Genomic DNA, 26,989 nt, shown 5'->3' on the forward strand with positions numbered 1-26,989 from the left:
CACGGGAACATCATGAAACTCTGCGATTTCGAGGTCGGCCTCGACAAACCGTTCTTCCTGATTGCCGGCACTTGCGTGATCGAGTCCGAGCAGATGGCGATCGACACCGCCGGCACGCTCAAGGAGATTACGGGCGCGCTGGGCATTCCGTTCATCTACAAGTCGTCGTTCGACAAGGCGAACCGCTCGTCGGACGCATCGTTCCGTGGCTTGGGCATGGAAGAGGGCCTGCGCATCCTGGGTGAAGTTCGCCGTCAGGTAGGCGTGCCGGTGCTGACCGACGTGCACGAGATCGACGAGATCAAGCCGGTGGCCAGCGTCGTGGATGTGCTGCAGACGCCGGCCTTCCTGTGCCGCCAGACCGATTTCATCCGCGCCTGCGCGCAGAGTGGCAAGCCCGTCAACATCAAGAAGGGCCAGTTCCTCGCGCCGCACGACATGAAGAACGTCATCGACAAGGCGCGCCATGCTGCCCGCGATGCCGGCCTGCCGGAAGACAGCTTCATGGCCTGCGAACGCGGCGCCTCGTTTGGCTACAACAACCTTGTGTCGGACATGCGCTCGCTGGCGATCATGCGCGAGACGGGGGCCCCGGTGGTGTTCGATGCGACGCACTCGGTGCAACTGCCGGGCGGCCAGGGCACCAGCTCGGGTGGTCAGCGCGAGTTCGTGCCGGTGCTGGCACGTGCAGCCATCGCCGCGGGCGTGTCGGGCGTTTTCATGGAAACGCACCCCGACCCCGCATGCGCGAAATCAGACGGCCCGAATGCCGTACCGCTGCGCCGCATGAAAGACTTGCTGTCGGTACTGAAAGAACTGGATGTGCTCACCAAGCGCAGCGGTTTCCTGGAAAATCAGTTCGACTGATTGACTGATCCCAACCCGACCGGCGGCAGCGTATGCTGCCGTCGTCGTTTGTTGCAGCTTCTGGAGAGAGACACATGGCCGCTGGCTACATCCTCGCGTACGTGGACGTGACCGACCCCGTGCAATACGAGCAATACAAGGTGCTGTCGACCAAGGCCATGCAAGTTCATGGCGCGGAGCCGCTGGTGCGCGGCGGCAAGACCGAGTCGCTTGAAGGCGAGTGGAATCCCACCCGCATCGTCGTGCTCAAGTTCCCGAGCTATGACGCCGCCAAGGCCTTCCATGACAGTGAGGAGTATCGCGCCGCTCGTGAAGCGCGCTCCAAGGCCGCCAAGATGAACATGATTGTGGTTGAAGGCATTTAAGCCCATCGACCGCTTGCGTTAGCTTTAAGACACCAAGAGGGATTTTCATGAGTGCCATCGTAGATATCATCGGTCGCGAAGTGCTGGACTCGCGCGGCAACCCCACCGTCGAATGCGACGTGCTGCTGGAATCGGGCGTGATGGGCCGCGCCGCAGTGCCGTCGGGCGCTTCCACTGGCTCGCGCGAAGCCATCGAACTGCGTGACGGCGACAAGTCGCGCTACCTGGGCAAGGGCGTGCTCAAGGCCGTCGAGCACATCAATACCGAGATCTCCGAAGCCATCATGGGCCTGGACGCTTCGGAACAGGCCTTCCTGGACCGTACCCTGATCGATCTGGACGGCACCGAGAACAAGAGCCGCCTGGGCGCCAACGCCATGCTGGCCGTGTCGATGGCCGTGGCCAAGGCTGCTGCGGAAGAAGCGGGCCTGCCGTTGTACCGCTACTTCGGCGGTTCTGGCGCGATGCAGATGCCGGTGCCGATGATGAACATCGTCAACGGCGGCGCGCACGCCAACAACAGCCTGGACATCCAGGAATTCATGGTGATGCCGGTCGGCCAGTCGAGCTTCCGCGAAGCCCTGCGCTGCGGCGCCGAGATCTTCCACGCGCTGAAGAAGATCCTCGCCGACAAGGGCATGAGCACGGCCGTGGGCGACGAAGGTGGTTTCGCCCCGAACTTCGCCAGCAACGAAGAATGCCTCGCCACCATCCTGTCGGCTATCGAACAAGCCGGCTATCGCCCGGGCGAAGACGTGCTGCTGGCACTGGACTGCGCAGCTTCCGAGTTCTACAAGGACGGCAAATACCACCTCGAAGGCGAAGGCCTCCAGCTGTCGTCGGAAGATTTCGCCAACTACCTGGCAAATCTGGCTGACAAGTTCCCGATCGTGTCGATCGAAGACGGCATGCACGAAAGCGACTGGGAAGGCTGGAAGGTCCTGACCGAGAAGCTCGGTAACAAGGTGCAGCTCGTGGGCGACGACCTGTTCGTCACCAATACGCGCATCCTGAAGGAAGGCATCGAAAAGGGCATCGCCAACTCGATCCTCATCAAAATCAACCAGATCGGTACGCTGACCGAGACGTTCGCCGCCATCGAGATGGCCAAGCGCGCCGGCTACACCGCTGTGATCTCGCACCGATCGGGCGAGACCGAAGACAGCACCATCGCCGACATCGCCGTCGGCACGAACGCTGGCCAGATCAAGACCGGCTCGCTGTCGCGCTCGGACCGTATGGCCAAGTACAACCAACTGCTGCGTATCGAGGAAGACCTCGGTGATATCGCTAGCTACCCGGGCAAGTCGGCGTTCTATAACCTGCGATAATCCGTCGCAGTTCTGCCTCGGGCAACCGTGCGACCGCCGCTGTGGCGGTCGCGTGGTATCTGGAGGCCGCACCGCCAACGTCTGACCGTATGCGCCTGATCACGCTGTTTCTGCTGCTGTTGCTGCTTGCCATCCAATACCCGCTCTGGCTGGGCAAGGGCGGCTGGCTGCGCGTGTGGGACATGCAGAAGCAGGTGACTACGCAGAATCAGCGCAATGCTGAGCTGAAACAGCGCAACGCCAAGCTGGAAGGCGAGGTCAAGGACCTCAAGGAAGGCACGGGCGCCATCGAAGAGCGCGCGCGCTATGAGTTGGGCATGGTCAAGGACGACGAAGGTTTCGTTCAGTTTGTCGCGCCGGCCCCGAAGACCAGCGAAACCCCACCGCCTCCGCCTCCCCCGGCAGGGCAGCAGAATCGGCACTGAACATGCCGAGCGAACACGCCGTCCTGGCCGCGCTCGCTTTTCAATACGACTTCAGTTTCTACCAGTAATACGGATAGCCCCAAACGGGCGCGCCGTAGCTGAAACCCCAGCCTCCGTGGTGGCGCCATCCGCTGCCGTAGTAGACCGAATAGCTGCCGTAATACGGGTAGGGAGCGTAGTAGGGCGTGGTTGCGTAGGCTCGCGCCTCGGCGTCGCGTTGGGCCGCCTGATCAGATTCGCGCAGCGCCTTGGCGTTCAACGCATCCAGTTTCTTGCGCTCTTCCGCCGATAACGCAGCGGGGGCAGCCGGCTGCGCGTCGGCAGGCAGGCGTGCCGTGTAAGGCGTGCCACCCGGGCCGCGCGGAACGGTGACGCAGGCCGACGCCAGCAGGGCTGCCACGAAGGGCAGGATGACGGCGCTGGCGCGGGGCAGATTCAACGACCGGGCGATGGATTCAGACATGATGCGCTCCGTAGCGGGCGGCAGATAACGTAACTGGCGACTTAGAGCGCGTACGGCACGCAAAAGTGCCGCACGCCACGCATCTTCATACTATGTCGCCACGCTCAATGGCGCTGTCCGGAGGCGCCCTGAATGCCTTGCGCGACGGTTTCCTGTGCGAAGAGCTGTGCGCAATCGACTGCGTCAAAGCTGTAGTGCTGGCCACAGAACTCGCAGTCGATCTCCACTTTGCCGCGCTCTTCCAGGATGCTGTCGACTTCGGGCTGGCCAAGCGTGCGCAGCATCGCGCCCACGCGCAGCCGCGAGCATGAGCAGCGGAAGTGCGGAGCCTGCGGCTCGAACATGCGGATGCCAGCGGCTTCCATCTCTTCCCAGTACAGGCGTTTGATGAGCGTGTCGATCGGCTGTTCGAGCAGCTCATCGCGGCGCAGCGTCTTGCCGAGTTGGCAGACGCGTTCCCATGTGTCGAGATCCTGCTCCTGCACGTCATGGTGCAGCGGCTGGCCGGTCTCGCCCACCTGTGCCGGCTCGCGGTCGGGACGGCCCTCCATGGTGCCGCCGTACGAGGGCAGGCGTTGTAGAAGCATGCCCGAGGCGACCTTTTGGTCGGCGGCCAGCCACAGGCGCGTGTCGAGCTGTTCAGAACTCTGCATGTAGTGCTCAAGCACCTCGGTCATGCTGGAGAGCGGCCCGTTTTCGTCCGACAGCGGCACGATGCCCTGATACGGCTGCTGGCCCGGGAGCTTGTCGTGCGGGTCGAGCGTGATGGCGAAGCGGCCGTGGCCGTGTACGTTGACCATCGATGCCAGCGTGGCATCGTCGGCTATCTCGGCGCCTTCGACGATCTTGGCAGTGGCGCGCATCGACAGGTCGGAATTGCACTCCACAACCAGCATGCGCACAGGACCGTCGCCATGCAGTTGCATGACCAGTGCACCGTTGAACTTCAGGTTGGCCGACAGCAGCGCGGCGGCGGCCATCATCTCGCCCAGCAGGGTGCTGACCGGGGCAGGGTAGCGGCGGCGGCGCAGCACCTCTTGCCAGGCCCCTTCCAGGCGCACCAATTCACCGCGCACCGGCGCGGCGTCGAATACAAATTTCTTCAGCTCGTCAGTCATCCATCGATCCGTTTCAGTTGCTGCTTGTACATCGCCTGGCGCACCGCATACGTCTCGGTGTTCAGGTGCATCTTGGCGATGTCGTCTTCCGACAGTTTGCGCACGGCCTTGGCGGGCGCGCCCAGAATCAGCGTGCCGTCTTCGAAGACCTTGCCTTCGGTGACGATCGCTCCGGCGCCCACCAGGCAGTTCTTGCCGATCACCGCGCGGTTGAGCACCACCGCCTGGATGCCGATCAGCGAACCTTCGCCGATCGTGCAGCCGTGCAACATGGCTTGGTGGCCGATCGTCACGCGGTCGCCGATATCGAGCGGGCAGCCCGGGTCGGTATGCAGCACCGCGCCTTCCTGCACGTTGCTCGCCTCGCCCACGGTGATCGGCTCGTTGTCGCCGCGGATCACCGCGCCGGGCCAGACGCTCGCGCGTGCCTTGAGCTCCACGCGGCCGATGACGGTCGCTTCGGGTGCCACGTAGGCGTCGGCATTGATGGTCGGGGCAACGTCACCGAGTTGGTAGAGGGCCATGCGATCGGTCTCCAGAATCAGCGTAAATGGGGGATTTGCGCGCGTCTTCAAGCCTGCCCGGCAGGGCGTAGCCGACACGTCGAATTAGAATGGCGGAAAGCCCGAATTGTACGCTGATGACTGCTTCCCAGCCGCCCACCGACTCGCTGCGCCGCGCCGCTCTGGCCGCGTTGTGCCTGACTGATCCTGCCGGCAAGGTTGACGCCACGTTACGCCTTGGCGAGCGCGCTCAAACCGCCGAGGCCGCAGCCTGGGGCGCCGACGAGGCCATCGCCGCGCCAGTCGTTGGCGTTCCCGGCAGGCCCGATGCCCCAATATTGGTGCCGCCGGCCGATGTCCCGCGCCGCCGTGCGATCGATACGCCGCATGGCCGGGGCGTACTGCTGCACGCGCTGGCGCACATCGAATTCAACGCCATCAATCTCGCGCTCGATGCGGTGTGGCGCTTTGCCGGCATGCCGGTCGCGTTTTACCAGGATTGGATGCGCGTGGCGGCGGAGGAGGCGACGCATTTCTCGCTGCTGTCGGCTCATCTGGCCACGCTTGATTGCCGCTATGGCGATCACCCCGCTCACGACGGCCTCTGGCAGATGACCGAGAAGACGGCCGCCGACCCGCTCGCGCGCATGGCGCTGGTGCCGCGTACGCTGGAAGCGCGCGGGCTGGATGCCTCGCCGCCGATCCGCGCCAAGCTGGCGCAGGCAGGCGATATGGCGGCTGCCGGCATCCTCGACATCATCCTGCACGACGAGATCGGCCACGTGGCGGTGGGCAACCGCTGGTATCGCTGGCTGTGCGAGCGCGCCGGGCTCGATCCGGTGCCGACTTATCGCAAGCTGGCCGAGCAATACAGCGCACCGCGCCTGCGCGGGCCGTTCAACCTCGATGCGCGCCGCCAGGCCGGTTTTGACGACGACGAGATCGCTGCGTTGGAAGCGTCGTTCTGAGCTGCACGCGCCGGGCTGTCCGCCGATATAATCGCCGAGAAAAGAACGATCGTTCGATTTCTATTCGGTGACGAAAACCATGGACTCCACCACGCTGCCGGCCGTGCGCCAAGCTTCCCGCTCGACTTACCTGGATGTGCGCGGCCTGCGCTACCACATCCGTGAATGGGGCGATCCCGGTGCGCCCATCCTGTTTCTGTTCCACGGGTGGATGGACGTGTCGGCATCGTTCCAGTTTCTGGTGGATGCGCTGCGTGAGCGCTGGCATATCGTTGCCCCCGACTGGCGCGGCTACGGCGAAACCGCCCGGCCCACCGACGGCGCCGGCGTCGAGTGCTACTGGTTTGCCGATTACTTGGCTGACATGGAAGCCATCCTCGATCATTACCAGCCGGAAGGGCAGGTGACGCTGGTCGGCCACAGCCTGGGCGCCAACGTGGTGTGCCTGTACGCCGGCGTCCGGCCCGAGCGCGTGCGCCGCGTGGTCGATCTGGAGGGCTTCGGCATGTCGGCGTCAGAGGCATCGCAGGCGCCGCGCCGCTATGCGCGCTGGCTTGATGAACTCAAGGACAAGCCGCGCCTGAACTCCTACGCTACCGTTGCCGATGTCGCCGCGCGCCTACAGAAGACCAACCCGCGCTTGCCTGCCGACAAGGCCGCATTTCTTGCGCAGCACTGGTCGCGGCAGAATGCCGGGGGCCGTTGGGAGATCCTCGGCGATCCGGCGCACAAGATCATCAACCCGCAGCTTTACCGGCTGGATGAGGTGATGGAGGTGTGGCGCTGTGTCACCGCCCCTGTGCTGCATGTCGAGGCGGTCGATTCGCCCACGCTCAAGACCATTGCGGGTGATGTGCCGCTGCCCGAATTCAAGGCGCGTTTTACGGCGTTTGCCGACTTCCGCGAAGTGCTGATCGCCGATGCGGGCCACATGCTGCACCACGATCAGCCCGAGCAGGTGGCCGTCCTGATCGAGGAGTTCTGCCAGTTGGGCTGAATGCTGGACTGACTGCGGGGATCAATCGAGAAACCGCTGCGCCACACTGGGCGGCGGCAGGATGCACGCATTCGAGCGTCCGAACCAGCGATAGCGGTTGCGTGCGGTGCAGTGCGCAGCGCGGCGCGGCGCAAGGTATCGGCCAGAGCCTGGGCCCGCGCCAGCGATCGCCACCGTCAGCGATGCGTGGGCCGACAGGCGCTCGACCAATCGCTGCCCGAAGAAACCATAGCCGCCGATCACGACCACGTGCGCTTCACGCACGGGGACGGTCATTCAGCCGCCACGTGCAGCTTGTGCTGCAGGTTCGTGTCGTTGCTGGTGTGCGTGTGGACCAGCGTCTTGTCTGGATTCGCATAGCGGTAGGCACGGCGCAGTGCCATCGCCACCTCGTGGAAGCCCGACAGGATCAGCTTCTGCTTGTTCGGATACAGCGCGATATCGCCTGCGGCGAAAACGCCGGGGCGCGAGGTTTCGTACGCCGTGGTTTCTACGGTAATGCGGCCCGCGCGCATCTCCACGCCCCAGTTGGCGATCGGGCCGGGTTCGGAGACGAGCCCGTACAACGCGATCAGCTCATCGCAGGGCAGGACGGTGTCGCCCTCGCGCCCCCGGATGGTGATGCTGGTGAGGGTGCCGTCGGGCGTGCTGTCCAGGCGCGCGAGCATGCCGAGCACGAAGTCCATCTCGCCTGTGGCGACGGCGGCGCGCATCTCGGCCACGGTGGCGTCGGCCGCGCGAAAGCCCTCGCGCCGATGCACGAGCGTGACGCGTGCGGCCACCTTGCGCAGGGCCAATGCCCAGTCGAGTGCGGAATCGCCGCCGCCGGCGATGACGACGCGCTTGCCCGCAAAGCGCGCGGTGTCGCGCACGGCGTAGTGCAGGTGGAGGTCTTCAAGCGCAGCCGCTTCGGGCAGGGCCACGCGCTGCGGCGCAAAGGCGCCATTGCCGGCGGTGATGAGCACGGCAGCGCAGTCGAACTCGTCGCCCGCACTGGTGGTGACGCGGAAGCGCCGGCCGTGTTCGCTTTCCACCGTCTCAACGGTCTCGGCGCGGCGACCGCACAGGATCGGGTATTCGAACGGCGCGCACTGGGCCATCAGCCGGTCGACGAGTTCCTGCGCGGTGCACGAGACCAGCGCGGGAATGTCGTAGATCGGCTTTTCCGGGTACAGCTCAGTGCATTGGCCGCCGGGACGATCCAGCGCATCGACCAGCACGCACGACAGCCCGAGCACGCCCGCCTGGAACGCCGCAAACAGGCCAACCGGCCCGGCGCCCACCACGAGCACGTCGACGCGCTGCTGGATTGGCGCGACGAGCGGCTGCGTGGAATGGGCGTTGGGCGTGGCTGAGGTGGTCATGGCAAAGCGAAGAGAACGGAACAATGCGGCCACTATAGCGCGCGGCGGACCGCGCATCGCCAACACCGCCACCGGTAGTCAGGTCTTCCCGGTATCCCGCGGCAGCAAGGGGCGGCTCCCCGATTCCGCGTCGCAGCAGTAAAATCACAAAATGCTGAAACTTTCCGCTGCTTCCACCCGCAACGCCGACCTGCACTGCCACTCCACGGTGTCGGACGGACTGCTCGCGCCGCAAGACGTGGCCGCTCGTGCCGCCGCGCATGGCGTGACGCTGTGGGCGCTGACCGACCACGACGAAGTGGGTGGACAGGCCGCCGCACGAGAGGCCGCCACGGCACTCGGCATGGAATATCTGCCGGGCGTGGAGATTTCGGTCACCTGGGCTGGGCGTACGCTGCACATTGTCGGTCTGGGTATCGATCCGGAAAATGCCGATCTCGTGCGGGGACTGGAGCGTACCCGCTCGGGCCGTTGCGCCCGCGCCGAAGATATCAGCGCGGCGCTCGCCAAGCTCGGCATCGAGGGCGCCTATGAAGGGGCGCTCGCTTACGCCGGCAATCCCGACATGGTTTCGCGTACGCACTTCGCGCGCTTCCTGGTCGAGCACGGCCATTGCCGCGACATCTCCGAGGTATTCGACCGCTACCTGGGCGAAGGCAAGCCTGGCTACGTGCCGCATCGCTGGTCACGGCTGGCCGACGCCATCGGCTGGATCAAAGGCGCCGGCGGCGCCGCGGTGATGGCACACCCGGGTCGCTACACGCTCTCGCTGGTTGAGCACAATGCGCTCTTCGATGAATTCAAGGACCTGGGCGGCGAGGCCGTCGAGGTCGTTACCGGCAGTCACACGCCCGATCAATACGCCTACTACGCCGATGTGGCGCGCCGCTACGGTCTGCTCGCATCACGCGGGTCGGATTTCCACGGCCCAGGCGAAGGCCGCATCGAGTTGGGCGAATTGCCGCCGCTGCCTGACAACCTGACGCCGGTGTGGAGCCGGTGGATGTCGTAGACCGCCGACTCACCCACACTGCGCATGTCCCAGTTCTTCCAGATCCATCCGACCACGCCGCAAGGGCGCCTGATCCGCCAAGCGGCGGAGATCATCCGCGCGGGAGGCCTCGTCGCGCTGCCCACCGATTCCTGCTACGCGCTGGCCTGCCACTTGGATGACAAGGCCGCAGTCGAACGCCTGCGCCGCGTGCGCGGCATCGACGAAAAGCACCACCTGACGCTGATGTGCCGGGACCTTTCGGAGCTGGCCACGTTTGCCCGCGTGGACAACAAGCAATATCGCGCCGTCAAGGCAGCCACCCCTGGCCCCTTTGTCTTCCTGCTGGAAGCCACCAAGGAGGTGCCGCGCCGGCTGTCGCATCCGTCGCGCAAGACCATCGGCCTGCGCGTGCCGGATCATGCAATTCCGCTGGCGCTGATGGCCGAACTGGGCGAGCCGTTGCTCTCCGCCACGCTGCAACTGCCCGGCGACGACGAGCCGCTCAACGAGGCGGAGGCGATTCGCACGCGGTTGGAGAAGCAGCTCGAACTTGTGATCGACGGCGGCCCGGCCCCAGCCGAGCCCACCACCGTCATCGACCTGACCGGCGGCGAGCCTGAACTCGTGCGTAAGGGGCGCGGCGATCCGGCCCGCGTTGGCTTGTAGGGATGCGCCCTGGCCGGCACATATGCCGTCGTATGCGCTTGCTACAATAGCCGGCTTATGGACGCCACCCTGATTCAGAATATCGCGGTCTACGCGATCCCCGTTCTGTTTGCCATCACGCTGCACGAGGCGGCGCACGGCTATGTCGCCAAGCATTTTGGCGACGACACGGCCTATGTCATGGGCCGCATCAGCATTAACCCGCTGCGGCACATCGACCCGATCGGCACGATTGCGATGCCGCTGCTGCTGTATTTCGCGACCAACGGTGCTTTCGTGTTCGGCTATGCGAAGCCTGTGCCGGTGCGTTTCGATCGCCTGCGCGATCCGCGCTGGCACGGTATGTGGGTCGCGCTGGCCGGGCCGGCCTCCAACTTTGTCCAGGCGATTGTCTGGGGCGTATTTGCCATCTTGCTGGCAGTGGGCAACGTCAATGAGGCCTTCCTGATCGGCATGGTGCGCGCGGGTATCCTTGTCAACATGGTGATGGCGGCGTTCAACATGTTTCCGCTGCCACCACTGGACGGCGGGCGCGTGCTGGCAGCACTCCTGCCGCCGCGTGCCGCGCTGGGTCTATCGCGCATTGAACCATTCGGCTTCTTTATCGTGATGGCGCTGATCATTTCCAACGTCATCACCAACGTCTGGATGCGTCCGATCATGGCGCTGCTGTTCCAACTGCTGCAGTGGATCCTGAGCCCGCTGCAAATGCTGTTTTCCTGAGTCCCCACACTTCATTCCCACATGTTTCCTGATCGCGTACTTTCTGGCATGCGTCCGACCGGTGCCCTGCACCTGGGGCACTACCACGGCGTCCTGAAAAACTGGGTCCGGCTGCAGGCCGAGTACCCGTGCTTCTTCTTCGTCGCCGACTGGCATGCGCTGACCACGCATTACGAATCGCCCGAGGTGATCGAGGAGTCCGTGTGGGAAATGCTGATCGACTGGCTGGCTGCGGGCGTTGACCCGTCGCAGGCCACGCTGTTCATTCAGAGCCGCGTCCCCGAGCATGCCGAACTGTTCCTGCTGCTCTCCATGGGCACGCCGCTGGGCTGGCTCGAACGCGTGCCGACCTACAAGGACCAGATCGAGAAGCTCAAGGAAAAGGATCTTTCCACCTACGGCTTCCTCGGCTATCCGCTGCTGCAGGCCGCCGACATCCTGATCTACCGCGCCGGCTTCGTGCCGGTGGGCGAAGACCAGGTGCCGCACGTCGAGATGACGCGCGAGGTCGCCCGCCGCTTCAACTATCTGTACGGCCGCGAACCCGGTTTCGAGGAAAAGGCGCTGGAAGCCGCCAAGAAGCTCGGCGGCAAGCGCGCCAAGCTGTATCTGGAGTTGCGCACCGCCTACCAGGAGCGCGGCGAGGACGAGGCCCTGGAGCAGGCTCGCGCGCTGCTGGCCGAATCGCAAAGCCTCTCGATGGGCGACCGCGAGCGCCTGTTCGGCTACCTGGAAGGCGCTCGCAAGATCATCCTGCCCGAGCCGCAGGTCCTGCTGACCGAGGCATCGCGCATGCCCGGCCTCGACGGCCAGAAGATGTCCAAGTCGTACGGCAACACGATCCGCATGCGCGAGGACAAGGAGTCTGTCGAGAAAAAGGTTCGCACCATGCCGACCGACCCGGCCCGCGTGCGCCGCACCGACCCGGGCGACCCGGACAAGTGCCCAGTCTGGCAACTGCACCTCGTCTATTCCGACGACGACACCAAGCAATGGGTGCAGAAGGGCTGTCGCAGCGCCGGTATTGGCTGCCTGGAGTGCAAGCAGCCTGTGATCGAAGGCATCCTGCGCGAGCAGCAACCGATGCTCGAACGCGCCCAGAAATACATGGACGATCCGTCCCTGCTGCGCGCCATCATCGCTGACGGCTGCGACAACGCCCGCAAGGTCACGCAAGAGACCATGCGCGAGGTACGCGAGGCGATGGGCCTGGCCTATAGCTGACGCGTTGTTGATGTCTGCTGCCGTGTTCGATCCGCATACGCTCGCTACACCTTCTCCGTGGGTGGTGCGCTGGGCGGCTGAATTGCCCACTGGTGCGTCTGTGCTCGACGTGGCTTGCGGTAGCGGCCGCCATGCGCGCTGGCTCGCGGCGCGTGGTCTGCGGGTGACCGGTATTGATCGCGATGCAGCGGCGCTCGCCGGCCTCGCGGGCAGTGCGGAGACCATCGTCGCCGACATCGAAGGCGGCCCGTGGCCGTTGCCGGCGGGCGCGATCTTCGATGCCGTGGTCGTTGCCAACTACCTGCACCGGCCGCTGTGGCCGCAATTGCTGGCGGCCGTTGCGCCGGGCGGGCGGTTGATCTACGAAACCTTCGCGATCGGAAACGAAACCGTCGGCAAACCGTCCAATCCGGCATTCCTGCTGATGCCGGGTGAATTACTGGGCGCTGTGCAGGGCCAACTGCGCGTGATCGGCTACGAGGATGGCTTTGTCTCATCGCCCCGAGAGGCTTACGTACAGCGGATTTGCGCCGTACGTGAGCAGGCTGGGGTGGTGGCCCCGCGCTACGCACTTTGAAGTTGCTGACGGCCTGGGCTTACCCGTCTCATAGCGGGCCTCCAATGTGGCGAATTCGTTTTGACGTTCCGGTACAATTCGCCTGTTTACGTTGACGCTTTTGTTTCCTTCCGAAACCATGATCCAGATTTCCGGCAGTCTCGTCGCCATCGTCACGCCCATGCACGAGGACGGCAGCCTTGATTTTTCGTCCTTGCGCAAGCTGATCGATTGGCATATTGCCGAAGGCACCGACGGCATCGTTATCGTCGGCACCAGCGGTGAATCCCCGACCGTGTCGGTGGAAGAACACCGGGAGTTGATCCGCGTGGCGGTCGAGCAGGCCAACAAGCGCATCCCCATTATTGCCGGCACGGGCGGCAATTCCACCACCGAGGCCGTCGAGCTGACGGCCTACGCCAAGCAGGTGGGTGCCGATGCCTCGCTGCAGGTCGTGCCGTACTACAACAAGCCGACGCAGGAAGGCATGTATCTGCACTTCCGCAAGGTGGCCGAGTCGGTCGACCTGCCGGTCATCCTGTACAACGTGCCGGGCCGCACCGTCGCCGATATGACGGTCGAGACCATGCTGCGTCTGGCCGAGGTGCCGGGCGTGATCGGCGTGAAGGAAGCCACCGGCAACATCGACCGTGCCGCGCAGCTCATCAAGGGCGCGCCGGCTTCGTTCAAGATCTACAGCGGGGATGATCCGACCGCCATTGCACTGATGCTGCTGGGCGGTCATGGCAATATCTCCGTCACGGCCAACGTGGCGCCGCGAGCCATGCACGAGCTGTGTGCCGCTGCCATGCGCGGCGACGTGGAGACGGCCCGTCGCATCCACATGCAACTGCTGTCGGTGCACAAGAACCTGTTCGTCGAGTCGAACCCGATTCCCGTCAAGTGGGCCCTGCAAGCCATGGGTAAGATGGAAGGCGGTATCCGCCTGCCGTTGACGCCGCTGGCGCCTCAGTATCACGAAGTGGTGCGCGCATCCCTGAAGGATGCCGGACTGCTCTCCTGATGTTCACCGGCTTCCAAGCCATCGTTCTCGTCTGAAGGATCGCAAGTCAATGAAACTGCTCCAAACTCGTCGCGGGGCTGTGGCGACGTCCGCTCAACTGTTGCTGGCCGCGCTGTCGGTTGCCCTGATTTCCGGTTGCGATACCGTCAATGAGGTGATGCAGCCGGACCGCATCGATTACAAGTCTCAAGCCAAGAAGGGCCCGACGCTGGAAGTCCCGCCTGATCTGACTGGCATCCAGGCTGACCGCCGCTATGCCGCGCCGGACACGGGCACGGCCACGCTGTCGGCCTATACGTCGACTGCGCCCAAGGTCACGACGCCAGGCTCGGGCACCGAGAACGTGCTGCCCGCCGTGTCCGACATGCGCATCGAGCGCGACGGCAACCAGCGCTGGCTGGTCGTGAAGACCACACCCGACGCGCTGTGGCCGCAACTGCGCACGTTCTGGCAAGAGCTCGGTTTCCTGCTGGTGATCGATTCACCCGAGACCGGCATCATGGAAACCGACTGGGCCGAGAACCGCGCGAAGATTCCGCAGGACATCATCCGCCGCACGGTCGGCAAGGTGTTCGACGGCCTGTATTCGACCGGCGAGCGCGACAAGTTCCGCACCCGCATCGAGAAGGGGCCGAACGGTACGGTCGAGGTCTACATCTCGCACCGCGGCGCTCAGGAGCAACTGGTGGGGTCTTCCAAGGACCAGACTGTGTGGACGCCACGTCCGGCTGATCCGGAGCTCGAAGCTGAATTCCTCTCGCGTCTGATGCAGCGCCTGGGCGCCAGCAAGGATGCCGCGCAGCAGAAGCTCGCACAGACGCAGGCCGCGCACCCGGTGGAAGACGGCGCGAAGGCGGCCGAGCCTGCCCGGCGTATCGGCCCGTCGCTGATGGCGCAAGCGAACGGCCAGCCGGTGCTGCAGGTGCCGGAACCCTTCGACCGTGCGTGGCGCACCGTGGGCCTGGCGCTCGACCGCGTGAACTTCACCGTGGATGATCGTGACCGCTCGCAAGGCGTGTATTTCGTCCGCTACGCCGACACCCGCGCCGAAGCCAATGCGCCGGGTTTCTTCTCGCGCCTGTTCTCGGGCACGAAGATCGAAGACCTCAAGCGCGCCAAGCGATACCGCGTGGTGGTCAAGGATAGCGGTGCCTCGTCGACGGTGCTGGTGCAGAACGACGACGGCTCGGCGCAGACGGGCGATATCGGCAAGCGCATCCTGTCGCTGCTCGACGAGCAACTGCGGTAATCGACGTCATGCAGTACGGCTGCCTGGGTGGGCGATGACACTGAGATTCGCCAGCCTCGGCAGCGGCAGTGAAGGGAATGCGCTGCTCGTCGAATCCGCCGATGGAGCGACGTGCACGCGCATCCTGCTCGATTGCGGATTCGGGATCCGCGAGACCGTGCGCCGGCTCGAACGCCTGGGTTGCGCTCCGGAATCCATCAACGCCATTCTCGTCACGCACGAGCATAGCGATCACGTCGGCAGTGCCTATGCGGTCGCCGCCAAATTCAATATCCCAGTCTGGACTAGCCACGGCACGTATCGCGCCACCGTGAACCTGCGCGGCGCCGATCGTGCGGCCGTGCGCTTTTGCCGTGCCGATGACGTGTTCAGCATTGGTGATTTGCATATCCTGCCGTACACCGTGCCGCACGACGCGCGTGAGCCGTTGCAGTTCGTGTTCAATGATGGTGCGCGACGTTTGGGCGTGCTGACGGACGCCGGTATGTCGACCGAATACCTGTGCGCACATCTGGAGGGCGTGCATGCCCTCGTGCTGGAGTGCAATCACGATCGCGAGATGCTGGCGAACTCGGCTTATCCGTGGTCATTGAAGCAGCGTATCGGTGGGGATTTTGGCCACTTGGCCAATGACATCGCCAGCGCAATCCTTAAGCGCGTGCGGCATGAGGCCTTGCATACAGTGGTGGCCGCTCACTTGTCCAAGCAGAACAACACGCCGCTACTGGCGGGCCAGGCGATCGCCATGGCCCTGGGCGTTAAGGTCGGCGATGTGCCGATCGCAGATCAGGAAGAAGGGCTGCCCTGGCACGCTGTCTGACGGCACGATGGGCGACTTGTAAGATTCAGAAACAACTTTGAATGGCGAGTGGAGCTGGTAACGACTTGCTTATCACTTACCCACAAAAAAGCCGACCCGAAGGTCGGCTTTTTTGTCTCGCGAGGAACGCGATTATTGCTTGGCAGCCGGAGCCGAAGCAGCAGCGTCCGAAGCAGCGGCCGGAGCCGAAGCAGCGGCTTCCGAAGCAGCGGCCGGAGCCGAAGCAGCGGCTTCCGAAGCAGCCGGAGCAGCAGCCGGAGCCGAGGCTTCGGGAGCAGCGGCCGGAGCAGCAGCTTCTTCCTTCTTACCGCAAGCAGCCAGAGCCACAGCAGCCATCAGCGAGGCGATCAGGAGAGACTTTTTCATTTTTTCGATCCTTGAACTGAATATGGAAAGCGAACCAACAGAAAGGGCGATGAATAATTACCGGTAATTATCGCTCTAGTACAACACCTTCTTCTGTGCCGGCAGCCATGCCGCACGGGGCGGCTCATGCTGCAAGCTAGCAACGGATTATAGCGGCCTTTACACACCCTGTGTAGCCGGGCCCGGCTTGTCGTGCCCTCGATTCGTGCGCTTTTGTAACCATGTGTTTCAGTGCTAAATCAACGCTTCGCAGGCCCTGCGAGCCTCAGCCAACCCTCTTCATACCAGGCATGCAGCGTATCCATCAGGTCTGGCAGATCGGCTACCGCGTCGACCGACGTCGCACTCGCGTGGCGGTCGTCTGCCAATGCAGACAGCCACGCAAGCAGCGTACCCGAAGGCTCGAACGTATCGCCGTTGATCCAGAAACGCTGGCTGTCATACAACGCCTGCGTACGTGAGTCGAGCGCGATGCCTTCCTTGCGTGCCCGGGCAGCAAAGCGTGTGAGCGGCAGGCGCGGCTGAGTGATGAAGTCAACGTGATCCTTCGGCTCGGAGAGGTACGCGCCCAGGAATTCGCCGACCAGCTCGGGCGTCCAGCGCAGTGCATTGAGTTTCTGCGCAAGGGCCTTGACCATGGCCGCGGGCAGTTCGGCGGGATGCTCGGTGGGCTTCTGGTCGGGATCGGCGTAGCGGCCTTCGAAGTTGGGATCATCTTCCAGTGTCTGCGACAGGAAGCCGAGGAAGTGGCCGGCCAGTTCGCGGTACGACGGTGAGCGGAAGCCGACCGAATACGTCATGCAGTCGCCCTCGGCTACGCCATCGTGCGCGTAGTGCGGGGGCAGATACAGCATGTCGCCGGGCTCGAGCACGAACTCCTCTTCGGGCGTGAAGTTTGCAAGGATCTTTAGCGGCAGGTCTGGCACGAGCGTGAGGTCATCCTGTGCGGAGATGCGCCAGCGACGCTTGCCATGGGCCTGCAGCAGGAATACGTCATACGAATCGAAATGCGGGCCGACACCGCCGCCGTCGGTGGCGAAGCTGATCATCACGTCATCGAGCCGGGCATCGGGGATGAAGCGGAAGCGCTGCATGAGCGCCTCGACCGCCGGCTCCACGAGATTCATGCCCTGCACAAGTACGGACCAGTTGCGCGTCTTGCGCGAGGGCAGGGGGCGCTCGTCGAAAGGGCCGTGGTTGAATGACCAGCGCCCGCGCGATTGGGCGATCAGGCGGGATTCGACATCGGGGCGTTCGGCCAGCGCCAGCACGCGCTCGGGCGACAGCGGAAAGTGCAGCGCACGCATCTCTTCGGGGGAAAGCGCCTGGCGGATCAGCAGCGGTTTCTTCTGCCAGTGCGTGCGCATGAAATCGCGCGGCGACAGGCCGCCCAGCAACTGGGCCGGGCGCCCCAAGGCAAGGGCGGTTTGGACGCCGCCATCGGCAGCGTATAATGAGACTTCGTTCATGGAGTGCGCAATTGAAAATCGCGAAGAATACGGTGGTGTCGGTGGCTTACAAACTGTCCGACGCGCAGGGCAACGTCATCGAGGAATCCGATGAGCCGATGGTGTATTTGCACGGCGGCTATGATGGCACGTTCCCCAAGATCGAGGAAGCGCTGGACGGCCATGAGCAAGGCTTCGAGGCCAAGCTGCAGCTCGAACCCGATGATGCCTTCGGTGAGTACGATCAGGAGTTGATCAAGATCGAACCGCGTGATCGGTTTCCGGAGCCGCTAGAAGTCGGCATGCAGTTCGAGGGCGTGCCCGAGGATGGCGATGAGGAAGACGCGATCGTCTACACCGTCACCGATGTGGCAGAGGATAAGGTTGTCCTGGACGGCAATCACCCGCTGGCCGGTATGGCGCTGCGCTTCGATCTGAAGGTGACCGACGTGCGTGAGGCCACCGCCGAAGAGATCGAGCACGGCCACGTGCACGGTGAAAATGGCCTTGAAGTGGTGGATGAGGACGAGGACGACGATAAGCCGCACACGCTGCACTGATCGTCTGATGCACAAATGAGAACGGGAGCTTTGGCTCCCGTTTTTTATTGCGCTGGCGCAGGTGACGCCTCGGGCGGCGGCTCGCTGTCGATGTGGCGTCCGCGCACGTGGAAGAGCGGCGTGCGGCCCGGCGTGACAGATACTTCCAGCCATTGATCGAGCGCCGGCGAGCCGTAGGTGCGCGCCCGCATGACGTGTGGGTCGGGGCGGCCGTTCTCATCCTTGAGGGGGCGGTCGAGCAGGAAGGTCTGGCTGGCGCCGTGAATCAGCAGCACGGCACCGTCGTAGTCACGCGTGAGAGCACGCAACTGGCGCTTGAGTGCGAGGTAGCCGTCGTGCGCACGGCGGCGCAACAGGCCATCCAGCAGGTTCGGTGAGCGGTGCCGCTCCCATCCGTCTTCAAACAGCGGATCGGCCTGCATCATGATCACCATGCCGGGCAGCTTGCGCTGGCGTGCGACGGCGAAGGCGCGCGCGAGCCACTGGCGGTTGGCTTCCAGACGGTCTTCGTATTCGCCGTTGCGGCCGCCGGCGGTCTTGTAGTTGTTGTTGTCGCCGGGCACGTTGAGGGTGACGAACAGCACGTCGTCGGCTTCCCAGCGTACGTTTTCGCGATAGCTGCGGAACTTGGCCTGGTCGGATTGGCGCATGACCGCCATGGCGCGCTGGCCGAGCGTGTTGTCGTCGGGATAGAACAGCTCGCGCAGGCGCAGCAGGCGCTCGACCGGGTCGAAGCGGCCGGCAGCCGGGCGCTGGCAGTCGCTCCAGTCGTGGTCGCCCGGGATGTAGACCAGCGGTGCGCTCAGGCTGTCGAGCAAGTCGTGGCGGGCTTCGAGCAGGTTGTCGGCGCACGATTCGTCGCGACCCTTCAGGTTGCCGAGGTGGACGACGAAAGCCGGGTGCGCTGCGTCGATGGCGTCCAGCAGCGCGCGGGTGGGTGGCACGTCTTCGGGGTGTTCTGGCACGTTGCCGATGACTGCGAAGGTGAAACCGGCCGCTGCGGCAGGGCGGTCCTTGCTCTCCTTGGGCGCGGCCAGCACGGCAACCGGCACCGCTATCGCCAACGCAGCGGCAATGTGTTTTAGCGCGAGGGAAACCGAGCCGGGCCGGGTCATCAGGCGGATGGGTTGGCCAGCACTTTGAGCCGGTACAGCGCTTCCAGAGCTTCGCGCGGCGTCATGTCATCTGGGTCGATACCGTCAAGTGCATCGGCCAGCGCGCTGTGGGTTGCGCTGGCTTGCGCTTCGGCCGGAGTGTCGTCTTCGTCGTCGACGGAAGCGTCGGCGGCCAGTGCGAACAGATCGAGCTGCGGCGTGGCGCCGGTGTCAGCCGAATGCTGCTCCAGCCAAGCGAGGCGCTTGCGCGCGGCGCGGATGACAGGCTGCGGCACGCCCGCAAGCTGCGCGACCTGCAGGCCGTAGCTCTGGCTGGCCGGGCCGTCCTGGACGGCATGCAGGAAAACGATGCCGTCACCATGTTCGACGGCGGAAAGGTGCACGTTGGCGGCCTGCGCAAACTCTTGCGGCAGTTGCGTCAGCTCGAAATAGTGCGTGGCGAACAGCGTGTGGCTGCGATTGTGCGAGAGCAGGTGGCGCGCAATTGCCCAGGCGAGCGCCAGACCATCGAACGTGCTGGTGCCGCGACCGATCTCGTCCATCAGCACCAGGCTGTTGGGCGTGGCACGGTGGAGGATGGCGGCGGCTTCGGTCATCTCGACCATGAAGGTTGAGCGCCCGCCCGCCAGGTCGTCCGCTGCGCCGATGCGCGTGAAGATGCGGTCGATCGGGCCGATGGTGGCAGCTTCCGCCGGCACGAAGGCGCCTACGTAGGCCAGCAGCACGACCAGCGCCGTCTGGCGCATGAAGGTCGATTTACCGCCCATGTTCGGGCCGGTGATGAGCAGCAGCTTGCGCGCCTCCTGCAGCACGCAGTCGTTGGCGACGAACTGTTCGACCTGTTGCTCGACCACCGGGTGACGAGCGCGTGTCAGTTCGATGCCGGGCGCATCCGTCAGCGTCGGGCGGGACCACGACAGCGCATGCGCGCGCTCAGCGAGCGTCGCCAGCACGTCGGCCTGCGCCAGCGCGGCGGCAATGCGCTTGAACTCGGCCAGGTGCGGCAGCAGCTTCTGCAGCAATTCTTCGTAGAGGAGTTTCTCGCGCGACAGGGCGCGGTCCTGCGCTGAGAGCGCCTTGTCTTCGAACGCCTTCAGCTCGGGCGTGATGTAGCGCTCGGCGTTCTTGAGCGTCTGCCGGCGTCGGTAGTCATCCGGCACCTTGGCGGCTTGGCCGTTGGTGACCTCGATGTAGAAGCCGTGCACGCGGTTGTATTCGACACGCAGGTTGGCGATGCCGGTGCGCTCGCGCTCGCGCGCTTCCAGGTCAACCAGGAACTGGCCGCAGTTTTCGGAGATGTCGCGCAGCTCGTCCAGATCGGCATCGTAACCGCGGGCGATGACGCCGCCGTCGCGCACCATGGCGGCCGGCTCGGCCATCACGGCGCGCTGGAGCAGGGCGTGCGCGTCTTCGGGCAAGGTGAGCGAGGCGTACAACTCGGCCAGCAGTGCCGCTGCATCGTTCTGAGGCAGTTCTTCGCGAATTTCCGGCAGGCGTGCGAGCGTATCGCGCAGCGATGAGAGATCGCGCGGGCGCGCGGAGAGCAGCGCCAGCCGCCCGGTGATGCGCTCCACATCCGACAGCGTGCGCAGCGTTGCGCGCAGCGTCTGCCAATCGCCGTCGAGCAAGGTCTCGATGGCCTGCTGACGTGCCTGCGGAACCGCGCGATCGCGCAGCGGGTGATGCAGCCAGTGGCGCAGCAGGCGGCTGCCCATGCTGGTCGAGCAGGTATCGAGCAGCGAGAACAGCGTGGGCGACTCCTGCCCGCGCAGCGTTTCGGTCAGTTCCAGGTTGCGGCGCGTGGCGGTATCCAGTCCGATGAATTCGCTCTCGTGCTCGACGGTCAGGCCGATCACATGGCGCAGCGACTGGCCCTGCGTGGCGGCTGCGTAATTCAGCAGCGCGCCGGCGGCGGCCAGCGCGGCTGTCAATGTTTCCGCGCCGAAGGCAACGAGGCTGGCCACGCCAAGCTGTTCGCGCAGGCGGCGCGCGCCGGCTTCCACATCGAAGTGCCAGTCGGGCAATCGTGTGCGTGCAACGTCGATCTGGATGGCGTTGAGGGTGGCGTCGTCGGCCAGCACCTCGGCGGGGCGGATGCGTTCGAGTTCGCGCTCAAGCTGGTCGGGATTGCACTCCATCACGCGCAGTTCACCGCCGACGAGGTTGAGCCACGCCAGGCCGATCAACGGAGCGGTGCCGCGCTTGCCCGGCAGGTGCGCGATGGCCAGCAGATGGTTGTTGACCTTGTCGGAGAGCAGCGCGGCGTCCGTCAACGTGCCGGGTGTGACGACGCGCACGACCTTGCGCTCTACGGGCCCCTTGGTGGTGGCCGGGTCGCCGATCTGTTCGCAGATGGCAACGGATTCGCCCAGCTTGACCAGCTTGGCGAGGTATTGCTCGACCGCGTGAAACGGCACGCCCGCCATGCGGATCGGCATGCCGTTGGTGCTGCCGCGCGCGGTGAGCGTGATATCGAGCAGGCGGGCGGCTTTCTCTGCGTCTTCAAAGAAGAGCTCGTAGAAGTCGCCCATGCGGTAGAAGACAAGCGTGTGCGGGTGCCCCGATTTGAGCCGCAAATATTGCTGCATCATCGGGGTGTGCTTGTCGAAGGGGCCGTATTTCGGGTCGATCTCCAGAGCCGGAGCGGAGTGTTCAGCCATGCGGTGCAAATGGGTACTAAGGCGCGGCACGCGATCGATTGGTCGCGCGCGGAGTGTGTTCAATCGCGCAATTGTTGCATACCCGCGATGCCGTTTCACCTCAGGCAGCTTGCGCGAGTCGGGCTTCGAGAAAATCCAGGAAGCACGCAATGCGCGATGCCAGTTGCGTGTTGCGGTAACAGACCGCGTGGATGGGCTGCAGGACCTCCACCGTAGCGTCGGGCAGCACCTGCACGAGATCGCCGCGGCGGCGGTCGTCGGCGGTCATGAAATCGGCCAGGCAGACGATGCCGGCGCCTTGCAGGGCGAGTTGGCGCAGGGTTTCACCGCTGGAGGCTTTCAGCGCGGGGGTGATGCGCAGTTGATCGCCGTGCGGGCCGCGCAGGGGCCAGTGATTCAGCGATTCGGGTTGGACGAAGCCGAGCAGGGCGTGGTTCTGCAGATCGTTCACGCTGCGCGGTCGGCCGTGCGCTTTCAGATAAGCGGGGCTTGCCAGCACGCGCAGCCGCCTCGTTCCGAGCAGTCGCGCCCGCAGTGTGGAGTCCCGCAGCGTGCCAATGCGGATGGCGACGTCAGTGTCTTCTTCCAGTAGGTCGATGATCAGGTCGTTGGTGTTCAGCTCCAGCTCGATCTGCGGATACTGCGCGCGGAAGTCCGGCACCAGCGGCGCGATCACGTGCAGCATGAACGGCATGGCGGCATTCACGCGCAGGCGTCCGGCGGGCTGCTGGCGACGCAGGGCGATCTGCTCTTCGGCTTCGTCCACGGCAGAGAGGATCTGCCGCGCTTGCACCAGGAAGAGCGTGCCTTCGTCGGTCAGTACCAGGCGGCGCGTGGTGCGTGAGAGCAGGGTGGTTTCCAGCTTTTCTTCCAGCCGACGCAGCGCGCGGCTCACGCCAGAGACGGTCTGGCCGAGCTGCTCAGCGGCGGCGGTGACCGAGCCGGTATCGACCACGGTCCGGAAAGCGAGCAGTTCTTCAAGCGTGGTTTTCATTGCGATTATCAATTCCAAGTCAAAAGTATTCTGCACAACGCGGGGTTTTTTGCAAAGGCAGGCGACGCGACACTCCACCCATCGATTTCACGGAGGTCACCATGCCTATTGCCTTGTTTGCGCTCACCCTGAGCGCGTTCGCCATCGGGACGACGGAGTTCGTCATCGTTGGCCTGATCCCTACGGTAGCGGCTGATTTGGGCGTCACACTGCCTTCGGCCGGGCTGCTGGTCAGCTTGTATGCGCTGGGCGTGGCCGTCGGCGCGCCGGTGTTGACGGCGCTGACGGGGCGCTTGCCGCGCAAGACGCTGCTGCTGTCGCTCATGGCGCTGTTCACGCTGGGCAACCTGTTGGCGTGGCGCGCGCCGACGTATGAATCGCTGGTGCTGGCGCGCGTGCTGACGGGGCTGGCGCACGGCGTGTTCTTCTCGATCGGCTCGACCATTGCCACCGGCCTCGTACCGAAGGAGAAGGCCGCAAGCGCCATCGCCATCATGTTCACCGGCCTGACCGTGGCCCTGGTGACCGGGGTGCCCCTGGGCACCTTCATTGGCCAGCATTTCGGCTGGCGCGAGACCTTCCTGGCGGTGTCGGCGCTGGGTGTGATCGCCTTCGTGGGCAGCCTGCTGTTCGTGCCGCGCAACATCGCGCATACGCCACCGGCTTCGCTTGCGCAGCAGGCCAAGGTGCTGGCGCAGCCGCGCCTGCTGATGGTCTATGCCAAGACGGCCATCGGCTACGGCGGCTCGTTCATCCCGTTCACGTTCCTGGCGCCGATCCTGCAGGACGTGGCTGGCTTTAGCGCGGGGGCGGTGGGTTGGGTGATGTTGGTCTACGGTGTGTCGGTGGCAGCCGGGAACCTGTGGGGCGGTCGGCTGGCCGATCGCAAGGGGCCGATCGCGGCGCTGCAGATCATCTTTGCGCTGTTGGCGGCGGTGCTCTTGCTGTTCACCTTCACGGCGCACCATCCGTGGACGGCCGTGGCGACGGTGTTGCTGTGGGGGGCGGTGGCGTTCGGCAACGTGCCGGGGTTGCAAGTGTACGTGGTCAAGCAGGCCGAGCGCTTCACGCCGCAGGCTGTGGATGTGGCCTCGGGCCTGAACATTGCAGCCTTCAATCTGGGTATTGCCGGCGCGGCCTGGGCTGGCGGGCTGATCGTTACCCACCTGGGCCTGATGCATACGCCGTGGATTGGTGCGCTGGTGGTGCTGGTGTCGCTGGGGCTGACCTCCTGGAGTGGCGTGCTTGATCGCCGCAGCGGCATCGGCCCGCGCTTTGATGGCCCGATGCCCGCCGGTCATTGATTCAACTTCAATCAACACAAGGACAATGCAATGAGCAACGCTTTCAACGTCCCCGTCTTTGGCCTGGGCACCTTCCGCCTGAAGGGCCAGACCGCGATCGACTCGGTGCGCAACGCGCTGGAACTTGGTTATCGCGCCATCGATACGGCACAGATCTACGAGAACGAAGCCGAGGTCGGTCAGGCCATCGCCGAATCGGGCGTGGCGCGCAGGGACATCTTTCTCACCACCAAGATCTGGGTCAGCAACTTCGCGGCCGACAAGCTCATCCCCAGCCTGAAGGAGAGTCTCGCCAAGCTGCGCACGGAGCAGGTGGACCTGACGTTGATCCACTGGCCGTCGCCCAAGGGCGAGGTGCCGATGACGGAGTACCTGGGCGCTTTGGCAGAGGCCAAACAGTTGGGACTTACGCGCGCGCTGGGGGTGTCGAACTTTACCGTGCCGTTGCTCAAGAAGGCCATCGATATCGTGGGCACGCAGAACGTCGCCACCAACCAGATCGAACTGCATCCGTATCTGCAGAACCGCAAAGTGATGGCGTTCGCGCAAAGCGTTGGCATCCACGTGACGTCCTACATGACGCTGGGCGTGGGCAAGGTGCTGACTGATCCGGTCATTGCGGACATAGCAGGCGCGCACGGCGCGACGCCCGCCCAGGTGGCGCTGGCATGGGCCATGCAGCAGGGCTATTCGGTGATCCCATCGTCCACGCGCCGCGCCAACCTGGAAAGCAACCTGGCTGCCTGCACGCTGCGCCTGACCGGTGACGACATGGCCCGTATCGCCACGCTGGACCGCGGTGAGCGCATCGCCAACCCGTCGGGCATCGCCCCCGATTGGGATGCATCGGTGCCCGGTGGCTGAGCGTTCAAGCTCAAGATTGCTGAACATGTTGCCGATAGACCATCCGGACTTCTAAAACCAATGGGAGATGCTTTGCGCACATTGCGCGGGTGGCTTCCGCCCCGGAGACTCTGGAATGAGCAAGTTCAGCTTCCGCCAAAAGCTTTGGCTGCCGCTGGTGATCAGCCTTGTCGCGCTGACCCTGATCTCGGTATTCAACGCCTATCAGGCGCGGGAGATTCGCATCGAGGAGCGCAAGAACAGCCTCGTCAGCGTGACCACCATGGCCATGAACCTGGCCAAGCAGTACGACGACCTGGCCAAGAGCGGCACCCTGACCAAGGAGGAGGCGCAGAAGCAGGCGCTGGACCGCTTCAAGGCGCTGCGCTACGACAAGGACGGCTACTTCACCATCACCAGTTCCAACAACATCGTGGTGATGCACCCGATCAAGGTGGACTTCATCGGCAAGGACCAATCCGGCTTCAAGGATGCTCAAGGCACGCCCGTCTACATCAACCTGACCAACGCCTCCCGCGACCCCAACGGTGGATTTACCAGCTATGTCTGGCCAAAGGTCGGCGGCACGGAGCCTGTGCCAAAAACTGCCTTTGCCATCCGCTACGAGCCGTGGGACTGGGTGTTCTCGACCGGCGTCTACGTAGACGACATCAACGCGGCGTTCATGACGTCGCTGTACAAGACCGGTGGCATGCTGGTGTTGGTGGCGGGGCTGCTGGTCGTGCTGGGCACGATTGCCAACCGTAGCCTGCTTCGCACGCTGGGCGGCGACCCGGGCTACGCGGCGGATGTGGCTACCCGCATTGCCGGCGGCGACCTGACCGTAGAGATCCACACCCGCGCCGATGACCAGCACAGCCTGCTCTACGCCATGGGCCGCATGCGCGGTGCGCTGGTGCAGACCATCGGCCGCATCAAGGGCGCATCCGACACCATCGGCACCGCCACGCGCGAGATCGCCAGCGGCAACCTGGACTTGTCGTCGCGCACCGAGCAGCAGGCCAGCTCGCTGGAAGAGACGGCCTCGGCCATGGAAGAACTGATGTCGACCGTGCAGCAGAACGCCGACAACGCGCAGCAAGCCAATCAGCTTGCCGCGTCCGCCTCCGACGTGGCCGTGCGCGGCGGTGATGTGGTGACGCGCGTGGTGGAGACGATGGGCTCGATCAATACCTCGTCGCGCAAGATCGTCGACATCATCGGCGTGATCGACGGCATCGCTTTCCAGACCAACATCCTGGCGCTCAACGCTGCCGTGGAAGCGGCGCGTGCCGGCGAACAGGGGCGCGGTTTCGCGGTCGTGGCCGGCGAGGTGCGCAGCCTCGCGCAGCGCAGCGCGGCGGCTGCCAAGGAGATCAAGGCGCTGATCGATGATTCCGTCGTCAACGTGGATGCCGGCAGCGCGCTGGTGGAAGAGGCCGGCACGACCATGCGCGAGATCGTCGCGAGCGTAAAGCGCGTGACCGACATCGTCGGGGAGATCTCCGCCGCGAGTCAGGAGCAACGCTCGGGCATCGAAGAAGTGAGCCATGCCGTCACGCAGCTCGACGACGCCACGCAGCAGAACGCCGCGCTGGTGGAGCAGGCCGCCGCCGCCGCGCAGTCGCTGGAAGAGCAGGCCGTGAGCCTCACGCAGATCGTCGCGCAGTTCCGCCTGGATGCCGCTGCATTGCACTCGACACCGGCGGTGATTGCCAAGCCCGCGCCGGTGGCCGCACCTGCTGCGCCCGCTGCACCCAAGACCGTGGCGCCGCGCCGCGAGCCCGCCAAGCCGAGCGTTGAAGCGGCCAGCCCCAAGCTGACGTCACGCAAGGCGCCGGTGCTGAGCAAGTCCGCCGATAGAAAGCCTGCCGACACGCCCTCGGTTGCTGCGCCAATTGCGGCTGTGCCCGCCAGCCTCGCCAAGGCCAAGCCCCTGGTGGCTGCCGGCGACGATTCCGACTGGGAAACCTTCTGATCCTGCGCGTGCAATCGCGTACCTGCCTGCTGCCGGCCCGCACAATTGTTCGCGGGCCGGATTC

28 protein-coding genes are annotated in these 26,989 nt (G+C 64.7%); 18 read left to right on the top strand and 10 right to left on the bottom strand.

What is annotated here, in order from left to right; translation table 11 throughout:
* The first annotated feature begins 12 nt into the window (after nt 1-12).
* The 4 genes from kdsA to ftsB all read left to right on the top strand — a co-directional run bounded on the left by kdsA (nt 13) and on the right by ftsB (nt 2,988).
* Nucleotides 13-867, top strand: a complete 855-nt coding sequence (gene kdsA / locus B4F51_RS08925; protein WP_296224848.1) for a 3-deoxy-8-phosphooctulonate synthase — start codon at nt 13-15, stop codon at nt 865-867.
* Between the two features lie 74 nt (nt 868-941).
* The gene (locus tag B4F51_RS08930) at nt 942-1,232 is read left to right on the top strand and encodes a DUF1330 domain-containing protein (protein ID WP_296224849.1); all 291 of its coding nucleotides are present in this window, start codon (nt 942-944) and stop codon (nt 1,230-1,232) included.
* A 47-nt stretch (nt 1,233-1,279) separates the two neighbouring features.
* Nucleotides 1,280-2,563, top strand: coding sequence for a phosphopyruvate hydratase (gene eno / locus B4F51_RS08935; RefSeq protein WP_296224850.1), 1,284 nt, complete (start codon nt 1,280-1,282; stop codon nt 2,561-2,563).
* An 89-nt stretch (nt 2,564-2,652) separates the two neighbouring features.
* A complete protein-coding gene (gene ftsB / locus B4F51_RS08940) occupies nt 2,653-2,988 on the top strand; it encodes a cell division protein FtsB (protein WP_296224851.1) in 336 nt (111 codons plus the stop codon).
* Between the two features lie 58 nt (nt 2,989-3,046).
* Here the strand turns inward: ftsB and B4F51_RS08945 are convergent, their stop codons facing one another.
* The 3 genes from B4F51_RS08945 to B4F51_RS08955 all read right to left on the bottom strand — a co-directional run bounded on the left by B4F51_RS08945 (nt 3,047) and on the right by B4F51_RS08955 (nt 5,093).
* Nucleotides 3,047-3,451: a hypothetical protein gene (locus B4F51_RS08945; RefSeq protein ID WP_296224852.1), complete on the bottom strand. Its 405-nt coding sequence runs from the start codon at nt 3,449-3,451 to the stop codon at nt 3,047-3,049.
* A gap of 104 nt (nt 3,452-3,555) precedes the next feature.
* Nucleotides 3,556-4,569, bottom strand: coding sequence for an Hsp33 family molecular chaperone HslO (locus B4F51_RS08950; RefSeq protein ID WP_296224853.1), 1,014 nt, complete (start codon nt 4,567-4,569; stop codon nt 3,556-3,558).
* Entirely contained in the window at nt 4,566-5,093 is a 528-nt protein-coding gene (locus tag B4F51_RS08955; protein WP_296224854.1) for a gamma carbonic anhydrase family protein, read from the bottom strand. Before B4F51_RS08955 ends, B4F51_RS08950 begins: the two co-directional genes overlap by 4 nt.
* Before the next feature lie 116 nt (nt 5,094-5,209).
* Here B4F51_RS08955 and B4F51_RS08960 point away from each other — a divergent pair, with 116 nt between their 5' ends.
* Nucleotides 5,210-6,040, top strand: a complete 831-nt coding sequence (locus tag B4F51_RS08960) for a ferritin-like domain-containing protein (protein WP_296224855.1) — start codon at nt 5,210-5,212, stop codon at nt 6,038-6,040.
* Between the two features lie 79 nt (nt 6,041-6,119).
* Nucleotides 6,120-7,037, top strand: a complete 918-nt coding sequence (locus tag B4F51_RS08965; protein ID WP_296224856.1) for an alpha/beta fold hydrolase — start codon at nt 6,120-6,122, stop codon at nt 7,035-7,037.
* A 21-nt stretch (nt 7,038-7,058) separates the two neighbouring features.
* On the opposite strand, the gene B4F51_RS08970 is transcribed toward B4F51_RS08965, so the two are convergent.
* Nucleotides 7,059-7,313, bottom strand: coding sequence for a hypothetical protein (locus B4F51_RS08970; protein ID WP_296224857.1), 255 nt, complete (start codon nt 7,311-7,313; stop codon nt 7,059-7,061).
* Complete coding sequence (locus B4F51_RS08975; protein ID WP_296224858.1) at nt 7,310-8,401, bottom strand: NAD(P)/FAD-dependent oxidoreductase; 1,092 nt, start codon at nt 8,399-8,401, stop codon at nt 7,310-7,312. The genes B4F51_RS08970 and B4F51_RS08975 overlap by 4 nt, the downstream gene beginning before the upstream one ends.
* Before the next feature lie 151 nt (nt 8,402-8,552).
* Here B4F51_RS08975 and B4F51_RS08980 point away from each other — a divergent pair, with 151 nt between their 5' ends.
* The 8 genes from B4F51_RS08980 (at nt 8,553) to B4F51_RS09015 (ending at nt 15,657) form a co-directional block, all read left to right on the top strand.
* Entirely contained in the window at nt 8,553-9,413 is an 861-nt protein-coding gene (locus B4F51_RS08980) for a 3',5'-nucleoside bisphosphate phosphatase (protein ID WP_296224859.1), read from the top strand.
* Nucleotides 9,414-9,437: 24 nt separating this feature from the next.
* Complete coding sequence (locus B4F51_RS08985) at nt 9,438-10,061, top strand: L-threonylcarbamoyladenylate synthase (protein ID WP_296224860.1); 624 nt, start codon at nt 9,438-9,440, stop codon at nt 10,059-10,061.
* A gap of 57 nt (nt 10,062-10,118) precedes the next feature.
* Complete coding sequence (locus B4F51_RS08990; protein WP_296224861.1) at nt 10,119-10,784, top strand: site-2 protease family protein; 666 nt, start codon at nt 10,119-10,121, stop codon at nt 10,782-10,784.
* Between the two features lie 21 nt (nt 10,785-10,805).
* A complete protein-coding gene (locus B4F51_RS08995) occupies nt 10,806-12,008 on the top strand; it encodes a tryptophan--tRNA ligase (protein WP_296224862.1) in 1,203 nt (400 codons plus the stop codon).
* A 10-nt stretch (nt 12,009-12,018) separates the two neighbouring features.
* Complete coding sequence (locus tag B4F51_RS09000; RefSeq protein ID WP_296224863.1) at nt 12,019-12,585, top strand: class I SAM-dependent methyltransferase; 567 nt, start codon at nt 12,019-12,021, stop codon at nt 12,583-12,585.
* Nucleotides 12,586-12,703: 118 nt separating this feature from the next.
* A complete protein-coding gene (dapA, locus tag B4F51_RS09005; protein WP_296224864.1) occupies nt 12,704-13,588 on the top strand; it encodes a 4-hydroxy-tetrahydrodipicolinate synthase in 885 nt (294 codons plus the stop codon).
* Between the two features lie 49 nt (nt 13,589-13,637).
* Entirely contained in the window at nt 13,638-14,837 is a 1,200-nt protein-coding gene (gene bamC / locus B4F51_RS09010; RefSeq protein ID WP_296224865.1) for an outer membrane protein assembly factor BamC, read from the top strand.
* A gap of 34 nt (nt 14,838-14,871) precedes the next feature.
* On the top strand, nt 14,872-15,657 hold the full coding sequence (locus tag B4F51_RS09015; RefSeq protein WP_296224866.1) for an MBL fold metallo-hydrolase: 786 nt from the start codon (nt 14,872-14,874) through the stop codon (nt 15,655-15,657).
* Nucleotides 15,658-15,789: 132 nt separating this feature from the next.
* On the opposite strand, the gene B4F51_RS09020 is transcribed toward B4F51_RS09015, so the two are convergent.
* On the bottom strand, nt 15,790-16,023 hold the full coding sequence (locus B4F51_RS09020; RefSeq protein WP_296224867.1) for a hypothetical protein: 234 nt from the start codon (nt 16,021-16,023) through the stop codon (nt 15,790-15,792).
* A gap of 239 nt (nt 16,024-16,262) precedes the next feature.
* Nucleotides 16,263-17,492 (bottom strand): cupin domain-containing protein, encoded by a 1,230-nt coding sequence (locus B4F51_RS09025; RefSeq protein ID WP_296224868.1) that lies wholly within the window; start codon nt 17,490-17,492, stop codon nt 16,263-16,265.
* Nucleotides 17,493-17,503: 11 nt separating this feature from the next.
* Here B4F51_RS09025 and B4F51_RS09030 point away from each other — a divergent pair, with 11 nt between their 5' ends.
* Complete coding sequence (locus B4F51_RS09030; protein ID WP_296224870.1) at nt 17,504-18,031, top strand: FKBP-type peptidyl-prolyl cis-trans isomerase; 528 nt, start codon at nt 17,504-17,506, stop codon at nt 18,029-18,031.
* A 44-nt stretch (nt 18,032-18,075) separates the two neighbouring features.
* Here the strand turns inward: B4F51_RS09030 and B4F51_RS09035 are convergent, their stop codons facing one another.
* The 3 genes from B4F51_RS09035 to B4F51_RS09045 form a co-directional block, all read right to left on the bottom strand.
* Nucleotides 18,076-19,146 carry a hypothetical protein gene (locus tag B4F51_RS09035; protein ID WP_296224872.1) on the bottom strand — a complete coding sequence of 357 codons (1,071 nt, stop codon included), beginning with the start codon at nt 19,144-19,146 and terminating at the stop codon, nt 18,076-18,078.
* Complete coding sequence (mutS, locus tag B4F51_RS09040; protein ID WP_296224874.1) at nt 19,146-21,806, bottom strand: DNA mismatch repair protein MutS; 2,661 nt, start codon at nt 21,804-21,806, stop codon at nt 19,146-19,148. Before mutS ends, B4F51_RS09035 begins: the two co-directional genes overlap by 1 nt.
* 100 nt (nt 21,807-21,906) lie before the next feature.
* Nucleotides 21,907-22,800: a LysR family transcriptional regulator gene (locus B4F51_RS09045; protein WP_296224876.1), complete on the bottom strand. Its 894-nt coding sequence runs from the start codon at nt 22,798-22,800 to the stop codon at nt 21,907-21,909.
* 101 nt (nt 22,801-22,901) lie between these two features.
* On the opposite strand from B4F51_RS09045, the gene B4F51_RS09050 reads away from it, so the two are divergent.
* The 3 genes from B4F51_RS09050 (at nt 22,902) to B4F51_RS09060 (ending at nt 26,925) form a co-directional block, all read left to right on the top strand.
* On the top strand, nt 22,902-24,104 hold the full coding sequence (locus B4F51_RS09050; protein WP_296224877.1) for an MFS transporter: 1,203 nt from the start codon (nt 22,902-22,904) through the stop codon (nt 24,102-24,104).
* A gap of 30 nt (nt 24,105-24,134) precedes the next feature.
* On the top strand, nt 24,135-24,968 hold the full coding sequence (dkgB, locus tag B4F51_RS09055; RefSeq protein WP_296224879.1) for a 2,5-didehydrogluconate reductase DkgB: 834 nt from the start codon (nt 24,135-24,137) through the stop codon (nt 24,966-24,968).
* Between the two features lie 115 nt (nt 24,969-25,083).
* Nucleotides 25,084-26,925 carry a methyl-accepting chemotaxis protein gene (locus B4F51_RS09060; RefSeq protein WP_296224882.1) on the top strand — a complete coding sequence of 614 codons (1,842 nt, stop codon included), beginning with the start codon at nt 25,084-25,086 and terminating at the stop codon, nt 26,923-26,925.
* Nucleotides 26,926-26,989 lie beyond the last annotated feature (64 nt).

The organism is Ralstonia sp. UBA689, assembly GCF_002298975.1.
GTDB lineage: Bacteria > Pseudomonadota > Gammaproteobacteria > Burkholderiales > Burkholderiaceae > Ralstonia.